This window comes from Pseudomonas fluorescens (assembly GCF_000968015.1).
Taxonomy (GTDB): Bacteria; Pseudomonadota; Gammaproteobacteria; order Pseudomonadales; family Pseudomonadaceae; genus Aquipseudomonas; species Aquipseudomonas fluorescens_W.
In genome coordinates, this window is sequence record NZ_LACH01000032.1 from 73,253 (window position 1) to 94,380 (window position 21,128).

12 protein-coding genes are annotated in these 21,128 nt (G+C 58.4%); 9 read left to right on the forward strand and 3 right to left on the reverse strand.

Going from position 1 to position 21,128, the window contains the following annotated elements; translation table 11 throughout:
* Window positions 1–11: 11 nt before the first annotated feature.
* The 8 genes from accC (at window position 12) to VD17_RS15295 (ending at window position 11,322) form a co-directional block, all read left to right on the forward strand.
* Complete coding sequence (accC, locus tag VD17_RS15260; RefSeq protein ID WP_046054524.1) at window positions 12–1,370, forward strand: acetyl-CoA carboxylase biotin carboxylase subunit; 1,359 nt, start codon at window positions 12–14, stop codon at window positions 1,368–1,370.
* Window positions 1,371–1,675: 305 nt separating this feature from the next.
* Window positions 1,676–2,554 carry a 50S ribosomal protein L11 methyltransferase gene (gene prmA / locus VD17_RS15265; RefSeq protein ID WP_033059581.1) on the forward strand — a complete coding sequence of 293 codons (879 nt, stop codon included), beginning with the start codon at window positions 1,676–1,678 and terminating at the stop codon, window positions 2,552–2,554.
* Window positions 2,555–2,584: 30 nt separating this feature from the next.
* Window positions 2,585–3,793 carry a DUF3426 domain-containing protein gene (locus VD17_RS15270; RefSeq protein ID WP_046054525.1) on the forward strand — a complete coding sequence of 403 codons (1,209 nt, stop codon included), beginning with the start codon at window positions 2,585–2,587 and terminating at the stop codon, window positions 3,791–3,793.
* A gap of 185 nt (window positions 3,794–3,978) precedes the next feature.
* Complete coding sequence (dusB, locus tag VD17_RS15275) at window positions 3,979–4,989, forward strand: tRNA dihydrouridine synthase DusB (protein WP_046054526.1); 1,011 nt, start codon at window positions 3,979–3,981, stop codon at window positions 4,987–4,989.
* Window positions 4,986–5,306 carry a DNA-binding transcriptional regulator Fis gene (gene fis, locus VD17_RS15280; RefSeq protein WP_007907419.1) on the forward strand — a complete coding sequence of 107 codons (321 nt, stop codon included), beginning with the start codon at window positions 4,986–4,988 and terminating at the stop codon, window positions 5,304–5,306. Before dusB ends, fis begins: the two co-directional genes overlap by 4 nt.
* Before the next feature lie 80 nt (window positions 5,307–5,386).
* Entirely contained in the window at window positions 5,387–6,994 is a 1,608-nt protein-coding gene (purH, locus tag VD17_RS15285; protein WP_046054527.1) for a bifunctional phosphoribosylaminoimidazolecarboxamide formyltransferase/IMP cyclohydrolase, read from the forward strand.
* A 155-nt stretch (window positions 6,995–7,149) separates the two neighbouring features.
* Window positions 7,150–8,445 carry a phosphoribosylamine--glycine ligase gene (purD, locus tag VD17_RS15290; protein WP_046054528.1) on the forward strand — a complete coding sequence of 432 codons (1,296 nt, stop codon included), beginning with the start codon at window positions 7,150–7,152 and terminating at the stop codon, window positions 8,443–8,445.
* Window positions 8,446–8,544: 99 nt separating this feature from the next.
* Window positions 8,545–11,322: a hybrid sensor histidine kinase/response regulator gene (locus VD17_RS15295; protein ID WP_046054529.1), complete on the forward strand. Its 2,778-nt coding sequence runs from the start codon at window positions 8,545–8,547 to the stop codon at window positions 11,320–11,322.
* A 30-nt stretch (window positions 11,323–11,352) separates the two neighbouring features.
* Here the strand turns inward: VD17_RS15295 and VD17_RS15300 are convergent, their stop codons facing one another.
* Entirely contained in the window at window positions 11,353–12,075 is a 723-nt protein-coding gene (locus tag VD17_RS15300; protein WP_046054530.1) for a hypothetical protein, read from the reverse strand.
* A 58-nt stretch (window positions 12,076–12,133) separates the two neighbouring features.
* The gene (locus VD17_RS15305; protein ID WP_046054531.1) at window positions 12,134–12,925 is read right to left on the reverse strand and encodes a hypothetical protein; all 792 of its coding nucleotides are present in this window, start codon (window positions 12,923–12,925) and stop codon (window positions 12,134–12,136) included.
* A gap of 255 nt (window positions 12,926–13,180) precedes the next feature.
* Here VD17_RS15305 and VD17_RS15310 point away from each other — a divergent pair, with 255 nt between their 5' ends.
* A complete protein-coding gene (locus VD17_RS15310; protein ID WP_007937197.1) occupies window positions 13,181–13,777 on the forward strand; it encodes a MarC family protein in 597 nt (198 codons plus the stop codon).
* Window positions 13,778–13,799: 22 nt separating this feature from the next.
* Here the strand turns inward: VD17_RS15310 and VD17_RS15315 are convergent, their stop codons facing one another.
* Window positions 13,800–20,723: a TcdA/TcdB pore-forming domain-containing protein gene (locus tag VD17_RS15315; RefSeq protein WP_080932005.1), complete on the reverse strand. Its 6,924-nt coding sequence runs from the start codon at window positions 20,721–20,723 to the stop codon at window positions 13,800–13,802.
* Between the last annotated feature and the right edge of the window lie 405 nt (window positions 20,724–21,128).

The following is a 21,128-nucleotide window of genomic DNA, read 5'->3' on the forward strand; positions in this document are numbered from 1 at the left end:
GAGAGACTTTGATGACTGCGAAGTTGGAAAAAGTTCTGATCGCCAACCGCGGTGAGATCGCCCTGCGGATCCTGCGTGCTTGCAAAGAGATGGGCATCAAGACTGTCGCCGTTTACTCCAAGGCTGACAAAGAGCTGATGCACTTGGGCCTGGCAGACGAATCCGTCTGCATCGGCCCGGCCTCGGCCGCGCATTCTTATCTGCACATCCCGGCAATCATCGCCGCGGCTGAAGTGACCGGCGCTACCGCCATTCACCCAGGCTACGGTTTCCTTGCGGAAAACGCTGATTTCGCTGAACAGGTCGAGAACTCCGGCTTCGCCTTCATTGGCCCGAAAGCCGACACTATTCGCCTGATGGGCGACAAGGTATCGGCCAAGCACGCCATGATCGCTGCGGGCGTTCCAACCGTTCCGGGTTCCGACGGCCCGTTGCCTGAAGACGAAGAAACCGCTCTGCGCATCGGTCGCGAAGTCGGTTACCCGGTGATCATCAAGGCCGCTGGCGGCGGCGGTGGTCGCGGCATGCGCGTTGTGCATAACGAAGAAGACCTGATCTCCTCGGCGAAACTGACCCGCTCCGAAGCAGGCGCGGCGTTCGGCAACCCGATGGTTTATCTGGAAAAATTCCTGACCAACCCACGTCACGTGGAAGTCCAGGTACTTTCCGACGGCCAGGGCCATGCCATCCATCTGGGCGACCGCGATTGCTCGCTGCAACGTCGTCACCAGAAGGTTCTCGAAGAAGCGCCGGCACCGGGCATCGACGAGAAGGCACGGGCTGAAGTCCTCGCACGCTGCGTCAAGGCTTGCATCGACATCGGCTACCGTGGCGCTGGCACCTTCGAGTTCCTTTACGAAAACGGTCACTTCTACTTCATCGAGATGAACACTCGTGTCCAGGTAGAGCACCCGGTTTCGGAAATGGTCACCGGCATCGACATCGTCAAGGAGATGCTCAGCATCGCCGCCGGCAACAAGCTGTCGTTCACCCAGGATGACGTGGTCATCCGCGGTCACGCGCTGGAATGCCGGATCAACGCCGAAGACCCGAAAACCTTTATGCCGAGCCCAGGCACGGTCAAGCATTTCCACGCACCAGGCGGCAACGGCGTTCGCGTCGATTCGCACCTGTACAGTGGCTATGCCGTTCCGCCGAACTACGATTCGTTGATCGGCAAGCTGATCACCTACGGCGCAACCCGTGACGAAGCCATGGCGCGCATGCGCAATGCGCTGGACGAAATCGTTGTCGACGGGATCAAGACCAACATCCCGCTGCACCGCGACCTGGTCCGTGATGAAGGCTTCTGCAAAGGGGGCGTGAACATTCACTACCTCGAGCACAAGCTGGCAGGCGAGAAGCACTAAGCTTCGACCCCATCAACAAAGCCGCCTTTGGGCGGCTTTGTTGTTTCTGAAAGTTTCATCCGACCTGTCGCCATGCCTCCCTGTGGGAGCGAGCTTGCTCGCGATGGCGGCGTGTCAGCCGACGCTGATATTGGATTTGCCGACGCCATCGCGAGCAAGCTCGCTCCCACAGGGTCCGGCGTCACCCGGGGACCCGGCGGTGGATGCAGGTCAAGCCGCTCCCACAAAACCTCCGCGCTCGCGTAAACTTGCGCGCTTCTCGCAGCCCGCTAGGCTGCAATCAATATTTTTCAAAGGTGCCCGCCATGCCTTGGCTGCAAGTCCGTCTCGCCATCAGCCCAGAACAAGCCGAAACCTACGAAGACGCTTTCCTTGAAGTGGGCGCCGTGTCGGTGACGTTCATGGACGCCGAAGATCAGCCGATCTTCGAGCCGGAACTCAACACCACCCCGCTGTGGTCGCACACGCACCTGCTGGCCCTGTTCGAAGGTGGCACCGAAGCCGCCACCGTACTGGCCCACCTTGAGTTGCTGACCGGCAGCCCGCTGCCCGAGCATCACAGCGAAGTCATCGAAGACCAGGACTGGGAACGTAGCTGGATGGACGGTTTCCAGCCGATGCGTTTCGGCCAGCGCCTGTGGATCGTTCCGAGCTGGCACGCCGCACCCGAGCCTGATGCCGTAAACCTGCTGCTGGATCCGGGCCTGGCGTTCGGCACCGGCACTCACCCGACTACCGCGCTGTGCCTGGAATGGCTCGATGGTCAGGACCTGAAAGACTGCAACGTGCTGGACTTTGGTTGCGGCTCAGGGATTCTGGCGATTGCCGCCCTGCTGCTGGGCGCCAAGCAAGCCGTCGGTACCGATATCGACGTGCAAGCCCTGGAAGCCTCCCGCGATAACGCCGGCCGCAACAATATTGCCGAAGAACTCTTCCCCCTGTATCTGCCAGAAGACTTGCCGCAGGTTCAGGCCGACGTGCTGGTGGCCAATATTCTTGCCGGCCCGCTGGTTTCCCTGGCGCCGCAATTGTCCAGCCTGGTCAAATCCGGCGGTCGCCTGGCGCTGTCGGGCATCCTCGCCGAGCAAGGTGAAGAAGTCGCCAAAGCCTACGCTCAGGACTTCGATCTGGACCCGATCGCCAATCGCGATGGCTGGGTGCGCATCACTGGCCGTCGGCGCTAGAATGAGCGCCTGCATAAACCGGATCGCCGCATGACCGACAGCTTCGTCACCCAGTGCCCGCATTGCCAAACCAGCTTCCGTGTCAGCCATGCTCAATTGAGCGTGGCCCGCGGGGTGGTTCGTTGCGGCTCGTGTTTGCAGGTGTTCAACGCCGCCAAGCAGCTACTTGAGCAACGGGCCGGCAAAGACGCGATCACGCCAGCTGCCTCGGCCATCGTCGAGCCACCGGAGCCGCGGGCCATCAGCCAAAAGCAATGGACCGCCGCCGAGCTGGATCTGGACAGCCTGGACCTGGACGAAGAACTCGCCCGCCTCGAACAACGGGAGATCCAGCCGACCACGGAATTCAGCCGTCAGCGCGCAGATAACCTGAGTGCCAGCCGGGATACCGTCGAGCACGAAGAGGCGCCGTGGCCCGACAGCCTGTTCAGCGAATCGGCCGCCGATCGTGCGCAGACCGCTGAAGCCGACTTGCCGGAGCTGGAACTCGATCCGAGCAAATACTCGCGCACCGAACCTTCGCTGTCCCTGGAACCGGTGGAACTGGACGACGAGTCTCTGCCGCCACAGTTGCGCCTGCACGACCCACTCGACGCACCGATACATCACGAACGCCTGTCGGCGACCGATGACATCGACGACGATCTGCCCTCGATCGAGCCTGTGCGCAAAAAGCGTGAGCCGGCTGTCCGCGCGGAAGCCCTGCAAGACCTGACCGATGACCCACTGCAACTGGATTGGCAAAAGCGCCGCTCACCCTGGGGCCGCCGGTTTTTCTGGCTGCTGTTGATCCTGCTCGGCGTTGCCGCGCTCGCCGGCCAGTACGTCGCCTACCATTTCGAGGAACTGGCGCGTCAGGACCAGTACCGTCCGTGGTTCCAGCAACTGTGCCCGCAAATCGGCTGCACCGTGCCATCCAAAGTCGACATCGCCAAAATCAAAAGCAGCAACCTGGTGGTCCGCAGCCACCCGGAATTCAACGGCGCACTGGTGGTCGACGCGATCATCTACAACCGCGCGCCCTTCTCCCAGCCTTTCCCGCTGCTGGAATTGCGTTTTGCCGACCTCAACGGCCACCTGATCGCCAGCCGTCGCTTCAAGCCCGGCGAGTACCTCAACGGCGATCTCGAAGGGATGGCGGAGATGCCTCCGCAAACGCCGATCCACATCGCACTGGATATCCTCGATCCAGGCTCCAAAGCGGTGAATTACAGCCTGAGCTTCCATTCGCCCGAGTGAAACGGTTCAGTGCTACGGCTTTGACGGCATATTTCTGACTTTGACCGCTCACACCAAACCGCTGGCGATAACAGAATAACTGTTCAGATTTTGTTCAATTCAGCCTTTATCCAGTCATCGAGAGCGGGTATCATGCCAACCCTTTTTCGAACTCTCATGATCCGACCCCACAACAGGGAAGTCCTATGTCGGCGGTACGCATCGGTCCTTACACATTGCACAACGGCTTGATTCTCGCCCCGATGGCGGGGGTCACAGACCAACCCTTTCGTCAGCTGTGCAAGCGACTGGGCGCAGGACTTGTAGTCTCGGAAATGGTCACCAGCGACATGAGCTTGTGGAACACCCGCAAATCGCGGATGCGCATGATCCACGAAGGTGATCCCGAGCCCCGCTCGGTACAGATCGCCGGTGGTGATGCACAGATGCTGGCGGATGCGGCCCGGGCCAACGTCGAACTGGGCGCACAGATTATTGATATCAACATGGGCTGTCCGGCGAAAAAGGTCTGCAACAAGGCCGCCGGGTCCGCGCTGCTGAAAGATGAAGCATTGGTGACCGAGATCCTGCAGGCCGTAGTGGCTGCGGTTGATGTGCCGGTCACCCTGAAGATCCGTACCGGCTGGGACCGGGACAACAAGAACGGCCTGACCGTGGCGAAGATCGCCGAGCAGGCAGGCATTACGGCGCTGGCGGTTCATGGCCGCACCCGTGCCGATCTGTACACCGGCGAAGCCGAATACGACACCATTGCCGCGATCAAGCAGGCGGTGTCGATTCCGGTCTTTGCCAACGGCGATATCGATTCGCCAGAGAAGGCCCGGTACGTGCTCGATGCGACCGGTGCCGATGGCCTGCTGGTAGGCCGGGCCGCCCAGGGGCGGCCATGGATTTTTCGTGAGATCGATCATTTTCTGCGTACCGGCGAGAAACTCCCGGCACTGGAACTGATTGAGGTGGAACGCATTCTGCTAGAGCATCTGGCTGCGCTGCACGTCTTCTATGGAGACGTCATGGGCGTACGCATTGCTCGAAAGCATGTGGGCTGGTATCTCGCAACCTTGCCGGGCGCCAAGGAGTTTCGCGCCCACTTCAATCGTTTGGAAGATACGGAAGCACAATGCGCCAACGTTCAGGGCTTCTTCGCCGAACGTTACAAGAGCCTGACAGGGGACGGAGACGAGGTGGCCGCATGACGATGATGACCGAGACTTTAGTGAGTGGAACAACACCCGTGAGCGACAACGTGAATTTGAAACAGCACCTCAATACGCCGAGCGAAGAAGGTCAGACCCTTCGCGGGAGTGTCGAGAAGGCGCTGCACAATTATTTCGCCCACCTTGAGGGCGCTGCCGTCACGGATGTGTACAACCTGGTGCTCTCCGAAGTCGAGGCTCCCCTGCTCGAGTGCGTGATGAACTACGTCAAGGGCAACCAGACCAAGGCCAGCGAGCTGCTCGGGCTGAACCGGGGCACGCTGCGCAAGAAACTCAAGCAGTACGATTTGCTGTAAGCATTCAATCAAACCAGAAAGGCGCCCGCTTAAAACGGTCGCCTTTTTTGCTGACTCCTTTGCTTTTGATGGAAATTGAAATGACCGACCAGACTACCCGCCTGCCGATCCGCCGCGCCTTGATCAGCGTTTCCGACAAGACCGGGATCCTCGAATTCGCCAAAGAACTTGAAGCCCTGGGTGTCGAGATCCTCTCCACCGGCGGAACGTTCAAGCTGCTGCGCGACAACGGTGTTGCCGCAGTGGAAGTCGCGGATTACACCGGTTTCGCAGAAATGATGGACGGTCGGGTGAAAACCCTGCACCCGAAAATCCACGGCGGGATCCTCGGTCGTCGCGGTATCGACGACGCCATCATGAACGAGCACGGCATCAAGCCGATCGATCTGGTAGCGGTCAACCTGTACCCGTTCGAAGCCACCATCAACAAGCCAGGCTGCGACCTGCCGACCGCGATCGAGAACATCGATATCGGCGGCCCGACCATGGTCCGCTCGGCTGCAAAAAACCACAAAGACGTGGCCATCGTGGTGAATGCCAGCGACTACGCCAACGTCCTCGAAAGCCTCAAGGCTGGCGGCCTGACCTACGCTCAGCGTTTCGACCTGATGCTCAAGGCGTTCGAACACACCGCCGCCTATGACGGCATGATCGCCAACTACATGGGCACCGTGAACCAGGCGGCTGACACCCTCAGCACCGAAGGTCGCAGCGAGTTCCCGCGCACCTTCAACAGCCAGTTCGTCAAGGCTCAGGAAATGCGCTACGGCGAGAACCCGCACCAGAGCGCGGCGTTCTACGTTGAAGCCAAGCCAGCCGAAGTCGGTATCGCCACCGCGACCCAACTGCAGGGCAAAGAGCTGTCGTACAACAACGTGGCCGACACCGACGCCGCGCTGGAATGCGTGAAGAGCTTCGTCAAGCCAGCCTGCGTGATCGTCAAGCACGCCAACCCGTGCGGCGTGGCCGTGAGCCCGGACGCCGAAGGCGGCATCCGTCAGGCTTACGAACTGGCCTACGCCACCGACACCGAGTCGGCGTTCGGCGGCATCATCGCCTTCAACCGCGAACTGGATGCTGAAACCGCCAAGGCCATCGTCGAGCGTCAGTTCGTCGAAGTGATCATCGCCCCGTCCGTCAGCGAAGAAGCTCGCGCCATCGTGGCTGCCAAAGCCAACGTGCGCCTGCTGGCCTGCGGCGAGTGGTCGGCTGATCGCGCTGCTGCCTGGGACTACAAACGCGTCAACGGTGGCCTGCTGGTACAGAGCCGCGACATCGGCATGATCGGTGCCGACGACTTGAAAGTCGTGACCAAACGCGCTCCGACCGAACAAGAGATCCACGACCTGATCTTCGCCTGGAAAGTCGCCAAATACGTTAAGTCCAACGCCATCGTCTACGCCAAAAACCGTCAGACCATCGGTGTCGGCGCTGGCCAGATGAGCCGCGTGAACTCCGCTCGTATTGCTGCGATCAAGGCTGAACACGCTGGTCTGCAGGTGCAAGGTGCGGTCATGGCATCGGATGCATTCTTCCCGTTCCGCGACGGCATCGACAACGCGGCCAAGGTTGGCATCACTGCGGTGATCCAGCCGGGTGGCTCGATGCGTGATAACGAAGTGATTGCAGCCGCTGATGAAGCTGGCATCGCGATGGTGTTCACCGGCATGCGCCACTTCCGTCACTAAGTACACGCCTAACTGTAGGAGTGAGCTTGCTCGCGATAGCGTCCTTTCAGACACATTGATTCTGACTGTAACGCCGTCATCGCGAGCAGGCTCACTCCCACAGAAAAGCAGCTTCAGTGCTGCCTACAGAATTAGCGTCATCCGAGGTTTTTGAAATGAATGTTTTGATCATTGGCAGCGGTGGCCGTGAACACGCCCTGGCCTGGAAAGTGGCTCAGGATCCGCGTGTGCAGAAAGTTTTCGTGGCTCCGGGCAACGCCGGCACCGCCATTGAAGCCAAGTGCGAGAACGTCGCTATCGACGTGCTGGCCCTTGAGCAGCTGGCAGACTTCGCCGAGAAAAACGTTTCCCTGACCATCGTCGGCCCGGAAGTGCCGCTGGTCGCGGGTGTCGTCGACCTGTTCCGCTCCCGTGGCCTGGATTGCTTCGGTCCGACCGCTGGCGCTGCTCAGCTGGAAGGTTCGAAAGCCTTCACCAAGGATTTCCTGGCGCGCCACAAGATCCCGACCGCCGACTACCAGAACTTCACCGAGATCGAGCCTGCCCTGGCATATCTGCGTGAAAAAGGCGCACCGATCGTGATCAAGGCCGATGGCCTGGCCGCCGGTAAAGGCGTGATCGTTGCCATGACGCTGACCGAAGCCGAAGACGCCGTACGCGACATGCTCGCGGGCAACGCATTCGGCGACGCCGGTTCGCGCGTGGTGATCGAAGAGTTTCTGGATGGCGAAGAAGCCAGCTTCATCGTCATGGTCGACGGCAAGAACGTATTGCCGATGGCCACCAGCCAGGACCACAAACGCGTCGGCGACGGCGACACCGGTCCGAACACCGGTGGCATGGGTGCTTACTCCCCTGCCCCGGTCGTGACCGCGCAAGTGCACAAGCGCGTCATGGACCTGGTGATCTGGCCAACCGTGCGCGGCATGGCCGATGAAGGCAACGTCTACACCGGTTTCCTGTACGCCGGCCTGATGATCGACAAAGCCGGTAACCCAAAAGTTATCGAGTTCAACTGCCGTTTCGGCGACCCTGAGACCCAACCGGTGATGCTGCGTTTGCAGTCGAGCCTGGTATTGCTGGTCGAAGCGGCGCTGGCGCAAGCCCTGGACAAGGTCGAAGCACAATGGGATCCGCGTCCGAGCGTCGGCATCGTGCTGGCGGCTGGCGGCTATCCTGGTGACTATGCTAAAGGCGTTGCCATCAACGGTCTCGATGCAGCTGCAGCACTGGAAGGCAAAGTCTTCCACGCCGGTACTGCACTCAAGGACGGTCAAGTGGTGACGGCCGGTGGTCGGGTACTCTGCGCCACGGCAATGGGGGCCAGCGTCGATGCCGCTCAGCAGCAGGCTTACAAGCTGGCGGCGAAAATTGACTGGGAAGGCTGTTTCTATCGCAAGGACATTGGCTACCGTGCCATTGCCCGCGAGCGTGGCGAAAATCAGGAATAAGAACGCCATTCGGCCAGGCAAGGGCTTCGGGCCCTTGCCGGACTATTCCGGCGCCGCGCATAGTTATATTCTGGCATTAACCTACGAAGGGATTTCGCCGTGCGCTGGCTCAGGATTGCCATAGGATTCACCGTCACTCTGCTGACCTTGCTCTGCATGATGCTCCCGGCCCAGGCCGCGCAAGGCAGTGGCTGGGCGGTATTGCTCGACGAACAGGGTGACCTGCAGCTCAGCGACATCCGTTCCGCTCGCTACACCAATCAATTCAGCCCCATTGAACTCGACCGCCTCACCGCCGCCGAGCCCGATGGCGCGTTATGGCTGCGTTTCAGACTCGCTCCCGGCAAGCATGAACAGTTGCTGCGGGTGTTCGCTCCCGATCTGTCGCACCTCAATCTGTATGTGCTGGACGGCGACACGCTGATCGAGCAACTGAACACCGGCACCGGCCAGCCCCAGGCTGAACGGCCACTGCCCAGCAGCGACTTCATGTTGCCGCTGCCGCAAAACGAAAAACCTCTCGACGTTTACCTGCGACTGGTCTCCGACCATCAGTTGAGGCCTCACATCACCCTGCAGTCGGCGGTCATGACCGCGGCCAATCAGAATCGGACGCTGATCTACGGACTGTTGTTCGGCTGTATCGCGATGCTGATCGTGCACAGCCTCGTCCGCTACGCCTATACCCGCTCACGCAGCAGTCTCTGGCTGGCCGGATGCGAAGCATTGTTGATGCTCAGCCTGTTGCTGTTGCTGAATCTGGCAGGGCCCTGGCTGCCGAACTGGCACGCAGTGCAGACACCCGGCGCCTACCTCGCCTTGCTGCTGACGGCGCCGTGCGGCCTGATGTTCGCCTATCGCTTCTTCGCCCCACTCGGCCCGCACCCGCTGAACAAGCTGCTGCTGGGGGACATTCTGTTCATCGTGGTCTGCGGCTTGCTGCTGTTGTTCGTCAACACGCTGCCGCTGAACATCATGACTTACGCCCTGGTCGCTCTGGCAGGTCTGAGCATGTTGTTCGTCAGCGCCTATCACTGGCAAAAAGGTTATCGCCCGGCGCGCCTGTTCGTCGCGGCGATGGTGGTGTTCAACATCGGCACTCTGATCATGTTGCCGGCACTGCTGGGATTGACCCTTGTCGCACCGCAGGGCTTGATCATGACGCTGCTGGGGTTGATCTGCATCAGCGGCGTGTTGATGAGCATTGCGCTGAGCGAACGTCAGCGCAGCATCACCGAAGACCGTTTCAGCGTCAGCCGCGACCTGGCCGCCAGCAACGCCGAGATCAACGCCAAGGCCGAATTCCTGGCAAAAATCAGCCACGAAATCCGTACCCCGATGAATGGCGTGCTGGGCATGACCGAACTGCTGCTGGGCACGCCGCTCTCGGTCAAGCAGCGCGACTACGTGCAGACCATCCACAGTGCCGGCAACGAACTGCTGACACTGATCAACGAGATTCTCGACATCTCCAAACTCGAGTCCGGGCAGATCGAACTGGACGATGTGCAGTTCGACCTCAACGCACTGATCGAAGACTGCCTGAGCATCTTCCGCGCCAAGGCCGAACAGCAGAACGTCGAGCTGATCAGCTTTATCCAGCCGCAAGTGCCGCGCGTCATCAGCGGTGACCCGACTCGCCTGCGCCAGACCCTGCTGAGCCTGCTGGAAAACGCCCTGAAAAAAACCGACGAAGGCGAAATCCTGATCGTCGTCGCGCTCGATGAGCGCAGTGCCAAACCGCGCTTGCGCATTGCCGTGCAGGACAGCGGCGAGCCGATGGACGCCGAAGAACGCGACGCATTGATGCACGCCGAACTGCACAGCAAGCACTTCCTCTCGGCCACCCGTTTGGGAGGCAACCTGGGACTGGTGATCGCCCGTCAGCTGATTCGCTTGATGCAAGGGGAGTTCGGGATCAAGAGCGGCGCCAATCAGGGCAGCACCTTGTGGCTGACACTGCCGCTGGACCCTGACCGCCTCGAACACCCGACGTCTGACCTTGATGGCCCCCTGCAGGGTGCACGGGTATTGGTGGTGGACGATAACGACACCTGCCGCAAAGTGCTGGTGCAACAGTGCACCGCCTGGGGCCTGAATGTCAGTGCCGTAGCGTCCGGCAAGGAAGCGCTGGCGCTGCTGCGCACCAAGGCTCACTTGCGCGATTACTTCGACGTGGTCCTGCTGGACCAGAACATGCCCGGCATGACCGGCATGCAACTGGCCGCCAAGATCAAGGAAGACCCGAGCCTGAACCACGACATCCTGCTGATCATGCTCACTGGCATCAGCAATGCGCCCAGCAAGATCATCGCGCGCAACTCCGGGATCAAACGCATCCTCGCCAAACCGGTGGCCGGTTACACCCTCAAGACAACGTTGGCCGATGAGCTGAACCAACGAAACAAGGGCCTTTCCATCTCCCATCACCTGCCCACCGGCCCGACCTTACCGGTTAAGGTACCCAGTGATTTCCGCATCCTGGTGGCCGAAGACAACAGCATCTCGACCAAAGTGATTCGCGGCATGCTAGGCAAGCTCAACCTGCAACCGGATACCGCCAGCAATGGCGAAGAAGCCTTGCAGGCGATGAAAGCCCAGCGTTATGACCTGGTCCTGATGGACTGCGAAATGCCGATCCTCGACGGCTTCTCCGCGACTCAGCAATTGCGTGCCTGGGAAGTCGGTAATCAGCGGATTCGCACCCCCGTGGTGGCGCTGACCGCGCACATCCTTGCCGAGCACAAAGAGCGCGCGCGCCAGGCCGGCATGGACGGGCACATGGCCAAACCGGTCGAGCTGTCGCAACTGCGTGACCTGATCGAACATTGGGTGGCTCAGCGCGATCAGCAGAACCGCACGGCGTCGACCTTTTGAGCAGGCGTGTGGCGCCTGCTCGGCCATGACTCAATCTGCTGCGCAGAACCCTTTGTCCGAACCCTCATCGGTCAGTGTCAACATTGCAACGTTGTCCTCGAGCCTGTCTTTGACTTTCAAGGCAATCGCGTCGCGCACGGGGCCGTAGAGCGTTTCGGATAAGTTGGCGTCGGCGTAGCGCATGCAAACATTGCCTCGTACATCCTTGGCCTGGTAGCGCTGGGCCAACGGGTTGGAGTCGAGGCCCTGGTCAGTCTTAAGGTCCATGTACACGCTTGTGACGGATGTCGGCGTGTACGCTACAACTACTAGCAAACGCACAGCCATGGCAGGTGAAAGCACATCCCCCGGCTCCCCCGTGGAAATTCTCTGCATGTGCCCGCGCAGCAACTCTATTGCGGGTTCGGTGCCGGACAGCCTTGTCAGCCGCTGCAACGTTGCAGCCGCTGCGCCTCTTTTGTTCACAGCATCTTTGAACAACGATGCGATGACCCAGTCGCCGACACACTCGACGCTATCTTGTGCGACAGGCCATTCCTGTCTTGCTCTTGAATGTCGCAGCCAGTAGTCATCCAGAAATTCCACATAGGCGTTGTACCAGTCGATATCCGGAGCTTTTTCGATTTTCTTATTGGCAATCAATTGCGCCAGCAACACGGAATCGACCAGATCCTTATATTGGGTCGCCCCATCCGCGGCCGGAATAATCACGACACAAGCCCCAACGATCAATACAGAATATTCGCAACTCATATCAACTCCCTCGACAATAAAAAAAGGCAGCCGATAACCGGCTGCCGATTCAGATCAATTAGATATCAATGTCTGCGATCTGGTCTTTATGCGGGATCAGCTTGCTCTTGACCGATTCACGAACTGCGTCAGCAACCAATGTATTTTTGGCAAATACCGTTTCGCCGCGATACAGGTCCACATTACGGACATCCACATCCACGAACATCACTTTGGTCGAGTAGTTCTTGCGAAGAAAACGCACTGCACCGACGGCCATGATGGCCTCACCTTCGACTTCGACACACGCGCCGGCCGAGATTCCGCCTACGCCGTTTTCCAGCAGATTTCGCTCATAAACAGTCAGAGCAGCCGTGTCACGCTTTTGCAGGGCAGCGATTGCATCCCCCGCGACCTTGAGCATCAACGCGGTCGATGGACCAGGCAATGCAACGCCGGCAACCACCGAACCGAGAATCTCCAGCACCAGTTTGTCCATCCGCACGCTGGTGCCGCCGACTTGCAGGCCACTATAGTACTTGCTGACAGGTGTCCAGCCTGCGATGGTCATGATTTCCCGGAACCTCAAATACCACTCTTTGCCCTGATGTTCTTGAGGGTAGAGTTTGTTCGCTGCACGGGTTGCAAACAGAAAGGCGTTTTCAGCATCCGACTTGTTTACGGCACTGAGTTTGCCAGCAAAACCCAATGTGCCTTCGCCCACAATTGAACCTTTCGACGGCGCTTCAATGTCGTCGCCCACAACCATCATGCGACGAGGACGAATAATCACCTGCTCATCGAGCTCACACTCTTCAATCGCTTCAATACAGGCGGCAACATAACTTTCACGAACAGCTTGATTATACATAACGAATTCCTTTTAAAAATACCAGACAAGTTCCTCATGAACTTGCGATAAAACAATAACCAAACAACCGAACAACGACAAACTCAAATCTGTAACATTAAACCCAACCAAACCATGCAACTTACAAGACGCCCATTCGACTATAAAAACGCCCAACAGAAAAATTAATTGTCGCGTACGCCACAACTCAAATCCCCAAGCAATTAACTGACTGATAGACTCCCCGTCACCCCTCTCCTGATGCGAGCCGAAACCATGCTCCACGTGTTGTTCAGCGTTTACCTGAAGATGCTGGTGCTCTACAGCCCGTTCTTCGTGTTGTCCTGCTTCATCAGCCTGACCCGCGGTTATTCGCGCAAGGAACAACGCCGACTGGCCTGGAAAGTGGCGACTGCCACCCTGGTCTCCAGCGTCTTGCTGTACCTGTTCGGGCGAGTGATTTTCAGTGTCTTTGGCATTACCGTGGACGCCTTCCGCATCGGCGCCGGCAGTGTGTTGTTCATCTCGGCGCTGGGCATGGCCCAGGGCAAGTCGGCCGTGCAGACCGACAACGTGCAGCAGGACGTGACCATCGTCCCGCTGACGATTCCCCTGACGGTCGGCCCCGGCACTATCGGCGCCTTGCTGGTGATGGGCGTGAGTCAGCCTCATTGGGACGACAAACTCACGGCCATTCTCAGTATTGCCCTGGCCAGTTTCACGGTCGGCGTGGTGCTTTATCTGTCCAACCGCATCGAGCGCATTCTCGGCGACCAGGGCTTACAGATCGTCAGCCGGTTGATGGGGTTGTTTGTGTGCGCGCTGGCGGCACAGATTATCTTCACAGGTGTGAAAGGTTACCTCGTGCCATAAGCGGCCAAGAGAACGCTACGTCCTAAAACGCCGGCTCTGCGATCACTTCGACCTGATCATGCGACATCAGCTCATTTAACGTGGCACTGCCGGCAGCGCCCTTTTGCCTCAGCAACTCGGCCACTATTTCCGATACCGCACACGATCGATAGCCACTGAGCGCAAGAAACACATCACCGCACAACGTCACATCCGATGAGTAAACTCCGCGAAAGATCAGGCTGTGCCCGCTGTCCAAGCCATTCATCACCAAGTGTTCGTCGACCAGGCTTACCCACAACTGATCCGTTACCGAGGCGTCCAGAATCAGCTTGCCCGGAACCAAGGGCCGGTGATCAAGCGGGTATCGGCAGTCGACGATGACGGACTCAAGTTTCAACCAAGCCGCCCTGCTCAGCCGACTCGTCGTTGCCCCTTGACCCAGTTTGAGCACCAGGATGCTGACATCATCGGCAATCAACGGGAGCAGCTCCGTACGCGTTTTCGATCCCTCGACCACCAGTACTTCGGCGTTTCGCTCGACATAGTCGAGCGGCCCGACCCTGTTGTTTTGCGGGTAGGTGTGCAAAAAACCATCCCCACGGTCATGCAGCATCACATTGGTTTGATGCTGAGTGCCGACGAGCGTGAATTGCGCAGCAATAGCGGTCTTCGGAATGCGGATCAACCGTCCGGTCCGGACCACGTACCACTGTTGGTAGTCGGGGTCTTCGACGGACAGAAAATCGGCGCATCGATGTTCCTTCGCCAGCGCCGCCAGCCCCTCACTCAATTCACCTTCCAGTGCAGCGACCCAATGGCTGTTAACGCCCGTAATCCGTACCGGTTCGTTGTGCTCTAAATCCACCTCCACGCCTTCAAGCGTCGTTGCCCTCAGGCCAGCGCCTTCCACTGTTACGTCACTAAAGGTCCAGTTCGCCCATTCCTGCGTCGGGGCTGGCAATGCCTCAGCCAGTAACAGTTTCGTTCCCTGGCCAAATGCCGTGCTCAAGTGGTCTGGATCGATAAAACCCTGACGGACAATCTTGCCGGTGGAAAGATCAAACAGCCAGGTGGCCTGATTGTCTGGCGTAATACTCAGTAGCCGTACTTCTTTACCGCGCCCCATTTCAGCGAGCAGCAGCCGCCCTCCCAGGTACCAGGCGCACAAACCGCCCTTGAAACCGGCCAAACCCAGGATGGCAAAACTCGGCACCGGGTATTGCAACGCAACTGTTGCCAGCGCCGACCACCACTGGGTTTTGCCCTTGAACCAGTGCTCGGTCAGCCCGCCGAATCTCAGATTCCCGTCCGGTGTAATGTCAAAGAACAGACCAGAGTCGGTCAGGGCGAGATAGTCCCGTTCAACGGCGATAACATTGTTCAACCCAGGTGGGGCGATTTCTCTGGACGACCATTGTGCACGCCCCTCCACCATCGACCTTTGCTGTCGCACGAGCCTTGCGTGAGGCTTGTCGTAGGTAACGAACACTTCGCCCTCGGCACCGGCAGGGGCGATGAGCAGAAGCTCATTCAAGGCCTTGATCGAGTCTGCCCATCCCCGCACGTGGTGACGCCTGGCAGGCGCACGAATAATCAACCCATCACCGTTGCGCACCCAGACCATATCCCGCCACGTGTCATCGATCTGCCAACAAATCGAAACCAGTGCACCGGGACGCCAGTTAACGGTATTGGCGGACTCTGCCGGCAAGAAATAGTCGCCCAGTACCTGCTTCCAGTTCGTCAGCGTGTCAGCCTTCAAAACAGCCTGCAGCGCAGGATCCTGACCGCGGGTGATCGAGCTGAGCAACATGGCACGATCATGGATCACATAGGTCAGTTCATCGCGCTGGCCGTCCTTTCCAGTGATCTGCTGCACGATCTGAATGCCGCCATTGGTCACGGCCTCGCAGCGGACAATCGCCATGCTATTTCCTACAAGCAAACGATAGCGCTGAACCAGCGTGCCGGTGTTCGCATCGACCTGCCAGACATAGAAAGTCTCGGGGTGATAGAAGTAAGCCGAACCCTCCACCACGGCCCCTAACACGGCCTCATCGGCCAACAGCACATTCGGGTCGCGGATGTACAGAAAACGATCCTGTGCCGAGTCGTAATACGCGACTACCGTCCTGGGTTCGTCCGGCTTTTCGAACGGCACCACGAAGTTGCGAACGGGGGTGTAAGACGTGGCCAGGCGATGTTCATGGGTCAGTGTCTTGAAGTGATCCAGCAACGCTTGTTCCCCGAGGGCCGGATTGGCCTCCTCTTCGACCACCTCCAGCCGCCGGGCAGCAAGATCTACAAGCACGATTTTGTTACCCGCCAGCTTAAGCAATACATGGTGAACGCCGCCGCCACTGAACGTCACATCCAGCGTCTGCGAAACAAGGCGCCCCCCGGCTTCTATCTGGATGTCTGTCTCCGCCAGCCAAGGCGTCAGCAGCACCCATTGCATGGCCGTGTGACCGGGTGCGGCGAGTTCAAGGCTCACCCCAGGATTGAGCAGCATGGAACATTGAGCGCCTGCACCTTCTACCCGGTAGGACACCAGGCCATGCCACGCCTTCGGCAGCACAGGTACCGCCAGTGAACGCTCGACGTTATCGAGCCGTACATTGAATACCGTTGGTTTGTAGACCGGGTTCAGCCGGTTGACCACGTACTCGCCGGGAAACGAATAGAACGAGAACAGAAACTGCCATTGCCCCTGTTCGTTCTTTTTCTCCAGTCGACGTGCCGTGTCGTACCCGCCGGCATGACGAAACGTGACAAACGGCAGCAACTTGTATTGATAGCCGTACCAGGTCCTGGGTCTGCAGGGCAGAACGATTGTCTGTCCGGCCTGCGGTGAGAAACGCGCCGAGTCCGGCAACTCAAGGCCCTGACGAATATCGATGGCGCGGTTGTAATCCACATCGAAATCCGGAACCCCGAAATGATCCCGAAGCGGGAACAGTTTCGGACTGTCGAAATGGACGGTGGATGCGCGCAAATCCAAATCGGCAAACACCAGCAAGGGATGCGCAATCCAGGCATTCGACGCCTTGTCCAGGTAATAGCCGCCTTGTTGATACGCCTTTTCAAGCCCATCAAAAAACAGCGCGACCTCCTTGGCTTCCTCCGCAATCGTCGCAAAGCCTTCGGCCAGCGCCGTAACGCCCACCGCCAGCCCACCCAGAATCACCCCAACACCCCCAAGCACCCCGGCCACCGTACCCGCGCCAGCCAGTGCCGCCCCCAGACCGGCGGCGCCTACCACCGCACTCGCGGAGTCAAAGGCCAACTGCGTTCCGAACTGCGTCTTTTCACTGTCATTGGTGGCGTGGCTTAACTGATAAATATCAAACCCGACATTCACCAGCCCCAGCACAGTACCGACGCCTTCATTGGCGATATGCCCCAAGGCCTTTTGCACCAACGGTGCGCTGGTACGGGCGATCAGCTTTACATCGTCCAGTGCCTGACGCACCAGTTTCACAACGCCAAGCAAATCCACTACGTTGCCATGGGCCAGTTGGGCATAGTTGACGTAGGCATGCAGGCGAATAGCGGTGGTCAGGGCCTTGTCACCACCGCTGGCCGCGCCCTCGTGATGTCGCAGCGCATTCATCAGGGCCTGTATGGTGAAACCGGCATTGAGCGTATGAACGCTGCCGGCGTCCGTCGGATCAAGCGGATTGACCGGCGCACGCGGGCGAGCGGCTAACGAATGGAAGGTTTCCGAGAGGAAGTTTTTAATCCTCAGGAGTCGATGATCATCGGTGGTCACACGCACAATGGTCTTCGCGGCATCGGTGTTGACCAGACTGATTTTGTATTCTCCTGCCGGGGTTATCTCCAGCGTCTCGAACAACGCAACAGCGCCCGGCGGCAACCCGTGTTGCTCCTGCAACTGCCGGGTCGCCTGCGCGATCTGCCCACCCCACCAGTGCGCGTCCAGTTCCAGCAATGAACTGCCCAGCGCTGCATTGTTGACCAGCGACTGCCCCCGGGCACTCGCCAGCCGTTGTCTTACCCGCGGCACCTGCTCAGGCAGGCCGCCCGACTCGGAAAGACTGGACACCTGGACACCCGACGACAGCACCCTTTCATTGAGTCGGGTAGCGTCGAGTTCAATCAAATCAAAGCTCGGACGAGCGACCTCTCCATAGGCTGCGTAATGCCTGGCCATTTCCTGTCGAACGAAAAAATGTGTCAGCGCTTCGCTGAACGCTTTGGCGGAATCAAATTCGAAAACACCAAAATTCGGATCGTAGAAATGGTACGTGCTGCGCCCGCCATTGGACGTTTTGGCCACCAGCATGGAATGGTTGTCAGAGTTGAGCATCAGCGTGCTGGTGCCGTTTTTTCCTTCGAGCGTCGCAATGACTTGGGTCAGATCCGAACGCACCATCGCCCCGCCCAGGTCATGGATGTCGGTATCGCGTAACTCTTCGAGAATGCTCACAAACGCCTTGGAATCGCTGGTGTCGGGCTCAATGACCGCCAGGTAGAACCGCTCACGCAGAATGTTGGCCGCATCGCTCCCTTTACTCATGGCCGCTGCCATGGCCAGTGCCAACGGGTAACAACGCCCGGCGATACGGTCACCGGTCCCCTGAAGCAACAAGTCCTGCGGGACCAACTTGAAACTGCCGTGATTGAAGCTTTCCAGCACATCGGTCATCCGCTCGCCAATACGGTCACGGAATTCGAGTTTTGCTATCTGCTGAATACGGGCAACCTGACGCCCCCATTGCAGCAAAGTCAGTGGCTGCTCGAGCGCCTGCTTCTTCAGTTCGATGCTGGTCTCGGACAACGCTACGGTGGGCGTCGAGGCACTGGCCAAACCTGCCACGAACGCTGGGTGATTCTCTTTGAACAGCTCCCGCTCAATAGCCCCGTAACGGTGAGACACGCCCAGTTCAGAGACGTTGTTGGCAAGGTTTTCCAGCCGTGCGCTGACGTGATCAAAGTTGCGCTGATCCATGGCCCGAGCGCCCAGCAACGAACCGATCAACAACCGTTGCAGGGGGTCAAGCTGTTCAACCTGCAAAGCGCCTCGGCCGATTCGGTGAAGCAATTCATCCAGGGGTAAATCCGCTGTTGCCGGGTCACCGACCAACGACGGCGGGAGCGCGATCTCCTGCGCGAGAATAGATTGACGCTCGTCAAAACTCAGCTGCAACGGCTTGTCGAAAGTCACCCCACCGGTGGCCCGCTGACTCATCGCACGCAAAAACGGTTCGCCAAGGTGCTGTGCCAGGGATTGCAGCAATTCGGTCGACAACACATGTCGACCTTCGATAACAGGCCAGCCATGGTCGAAATGGATCGTCTGACTCTTTAACAACTGATCCACTTTGCCCACGTAACGTGCTTTGAACTGCCCGGCCTCCCAACGTTGTTTTTCGTTCTTGAGCCATTCGACGGTGTCACTTTCGTTTTCTTTCCAGGAGTGGTCCAGCTCCTCCTCGGTGGCCCGGTTCACCGTAGCGGCGGGGTCAATAGCCACGTCTTTTCGCCAGGCGCCCGCTGCACTCGGGGTGAAGTGCATCTTGGCGTAATCAGCGAGCGCATCGCGCATCGCTGCGGGCCCGGTCAAATAGATGGTCACTTCGCTTTGCGGGCGAATGCCGTCGCTGTAGTAAAAGGTTGCAGCTTTTGCCAGAAAATACAGGGCGAGCTCTGCATCCGCCGGCAGAGCGTGCAATGGGCCGAACTTTTTTTCGACGACCTCCAACGCTATATGACTTATCGCCTCAGAGTCGGTAGCGGCGACCTGGCGCTCCATGGCCAAACGGGCCGTGGCATCAACGATCTCATAGTTGAGTTTGAATCGATCGATCACGGCGCCCAACATCGCCGATCCGGGATGAGCCATTAGAAACGCATTGCTCAGGCTGTTCCGCTCGGAAACCGCTCGCAGTCCATCGGGACGAACGAGGCGTTCTGCGGGCGCGCGAAAGACACTGTTCAACTGCGGGCGACTTTTGGCGAACCGTTCCAGCGCCGGGCGATGTTCTTCAGGGATGCGCTCAAAATAATTGGTGTACTTACTTCTTGATGCCTCACGACCAGGCATCCATTCCGGGTTTTGATCCAGCAACAATTGCAATATGCCCAGGCGCGCATCGGTGCCGAACTGACTGATGTCCACATCGCCCAACACTTCATGAAGCGGTGGCAGGTTATCGACATCCGCGTAACTTCCGCCTTCGGCATCCAAGGCCTCGATGCGCACAACATCGGAGGCGGCGGCAAAATTGCCTCGCAGACTGATTTCCCGTTGGTAGATATCCTGCAAGTGCAGCGGTGTTTCATTCGCCGCTAAATCACGAAGTTCCACACCCCCCTCGCCCAGTGCGGAAATACTTTGGCTATTCTTTTCCCGCAAGGCTTTCAGTGTCGCTTCCTTCTGGCCATACCCACGAACCAGAAGATCAATTCGTGCATCATCCGCGCGAACACCGCGTTCTACTGCCTTGTTGACATGTGCAAACATTTGTTGCTTCAGAACAATGGCTCGTTCCTCATACAGACTAACAAGATCAAGATCCGATTCGCTGCTATGCCCGCCATTAACCATTGCATCGGCTTTCGCCGCCTCGACAATAATCCGGTTGGTTTCATAAGCCAGTAGTGCATCGCTGTCGTACCAGAGTTTAACGGCATAGTCTTGCTCGACCAGAACCTTCTTCCAGACATTAATGTAGTCGCGCTGGATGTCCCCCAGGCCACCTCCCAGCCATACGAAGTGCATATTCTTCGGTACTTCGGTTGCTACGGCAGTCAGCTGTTCGATGCTGTCGGACAGGCGTGCATGAAAGCCTTCGACCCTGTTGCTGATTTCAGCCAGGCCCGGCGTCGCAGCGCCCTCCGGCGCCATTGGCGGTTCCATCCCCGCCGCGCGTCGATGCCGGCTCGTGGGTTCAACAAAAGATTCAAGCGCCTCGCGCAGCAAGCCTAGCGGTGGCAGCATTCTCGGAAAATCGAGCACGCCGACACACGCGAAGTAATACCGAAACACCGCGTCGTACTTGTCGGTACCTTTATGCTCCTGCAATGCCTGCTCAAGATCAGACAATTTAAAAAGATCAATAAAACTGACGTAGCCGTTCACACGGCCGACTGCTTGCTCACCCATAAAGTACTTCCTTGTAAAAATTAAGTGCTGGCATCCCACTAAGATGCAGAAACCATCCGACCTCAAACAACACTAGCCGAACGCACTTACAGCCTCAAAACAGAAAACAAACAATTGATGACCAACCGAACATTCAGAAACTTAAACACCCACCCAAACAACAAAAGAAAGACAACAAAATGCTCGACCATCAATAAATACGATAGCGACCTTACGTCCAAATCAAATATTAACTTACAT

Bases quoted from the DNA above. Each gene is read 5' to 3' on its own strand.
- accC (WP_046054524.1), top strand. From the start codon at position 12: ATGACTGCGAAGTTGGAAAAAGTTCTGATCGCCAACCGCGGTGAGATC.
- prmA (WP_033059581.1), top strand. From the start codon at position 1,676: ATGCCTTGGCTGCAAGTCCGTCTCGCCATCAGCCCAGAACAAGCCGAA.
- VD17_RS15270 (WP_046054525.1), top strand. From the start codon at position 2,585: ATGACCGACAGCTTCGTCACCCAGTGCCCGCATTGCCAAACCAGCTTC.
- dusB (WP_046054526.1), top strand. From the start codon at position 3,979: ATGTCGGCGGTACGCATCGGTCCTTACACATTGCACAACGGCTTGATT.
- fis (WP_007907419.1), top strand. From the start codon at position 4,986: ATGACGATGATGACCGAGACTTTAGTGAGTGGAACAACACCCGTGAGC.
- purH (WP_046054527.1), top strand. From the start codon at position 5,387: ATGACCGACCAGACTACCCGCCTGCCGATCCGCCGCGCCTTGATCAGC.
- purD (WP_046054528.1), top strand. From the start codon at position 7,150: ATGAATGTTTTGATCATTGGCAGCGGTGGCCGTGAACACGCCCTGGCC.
- VD17_RS15300 (WP_046054530.1), bottom strand. From the start codon at position 12,075: ATGAGTTGCGAATATTCTGTATTGATCGTTGGGGCTTGTGTCGTGATT.
- VD17_RS15305 (WP_046054531.1), bottom strand. From the start codon at position 12,925: ATGTATAATCAAGCTGTTCGTGAAAGTTATGTTGCCGCCTGTATTGAA.
- VD17_RS15310 (WP_007937197.1), top strand. From the start codon at position 13,181: ATGCTCCACGTGTTGTTCAGCGTTTACCTGAAGATGCTGGTGCTCTAC.
- VD17_RS15315 (WP_080932005.1), bottom strand. From the start codon at position 20,723: ATGCTGCCACCGCTAGGCTTGCTGCGCGAGGCGCTTGAATCTTTTGTT.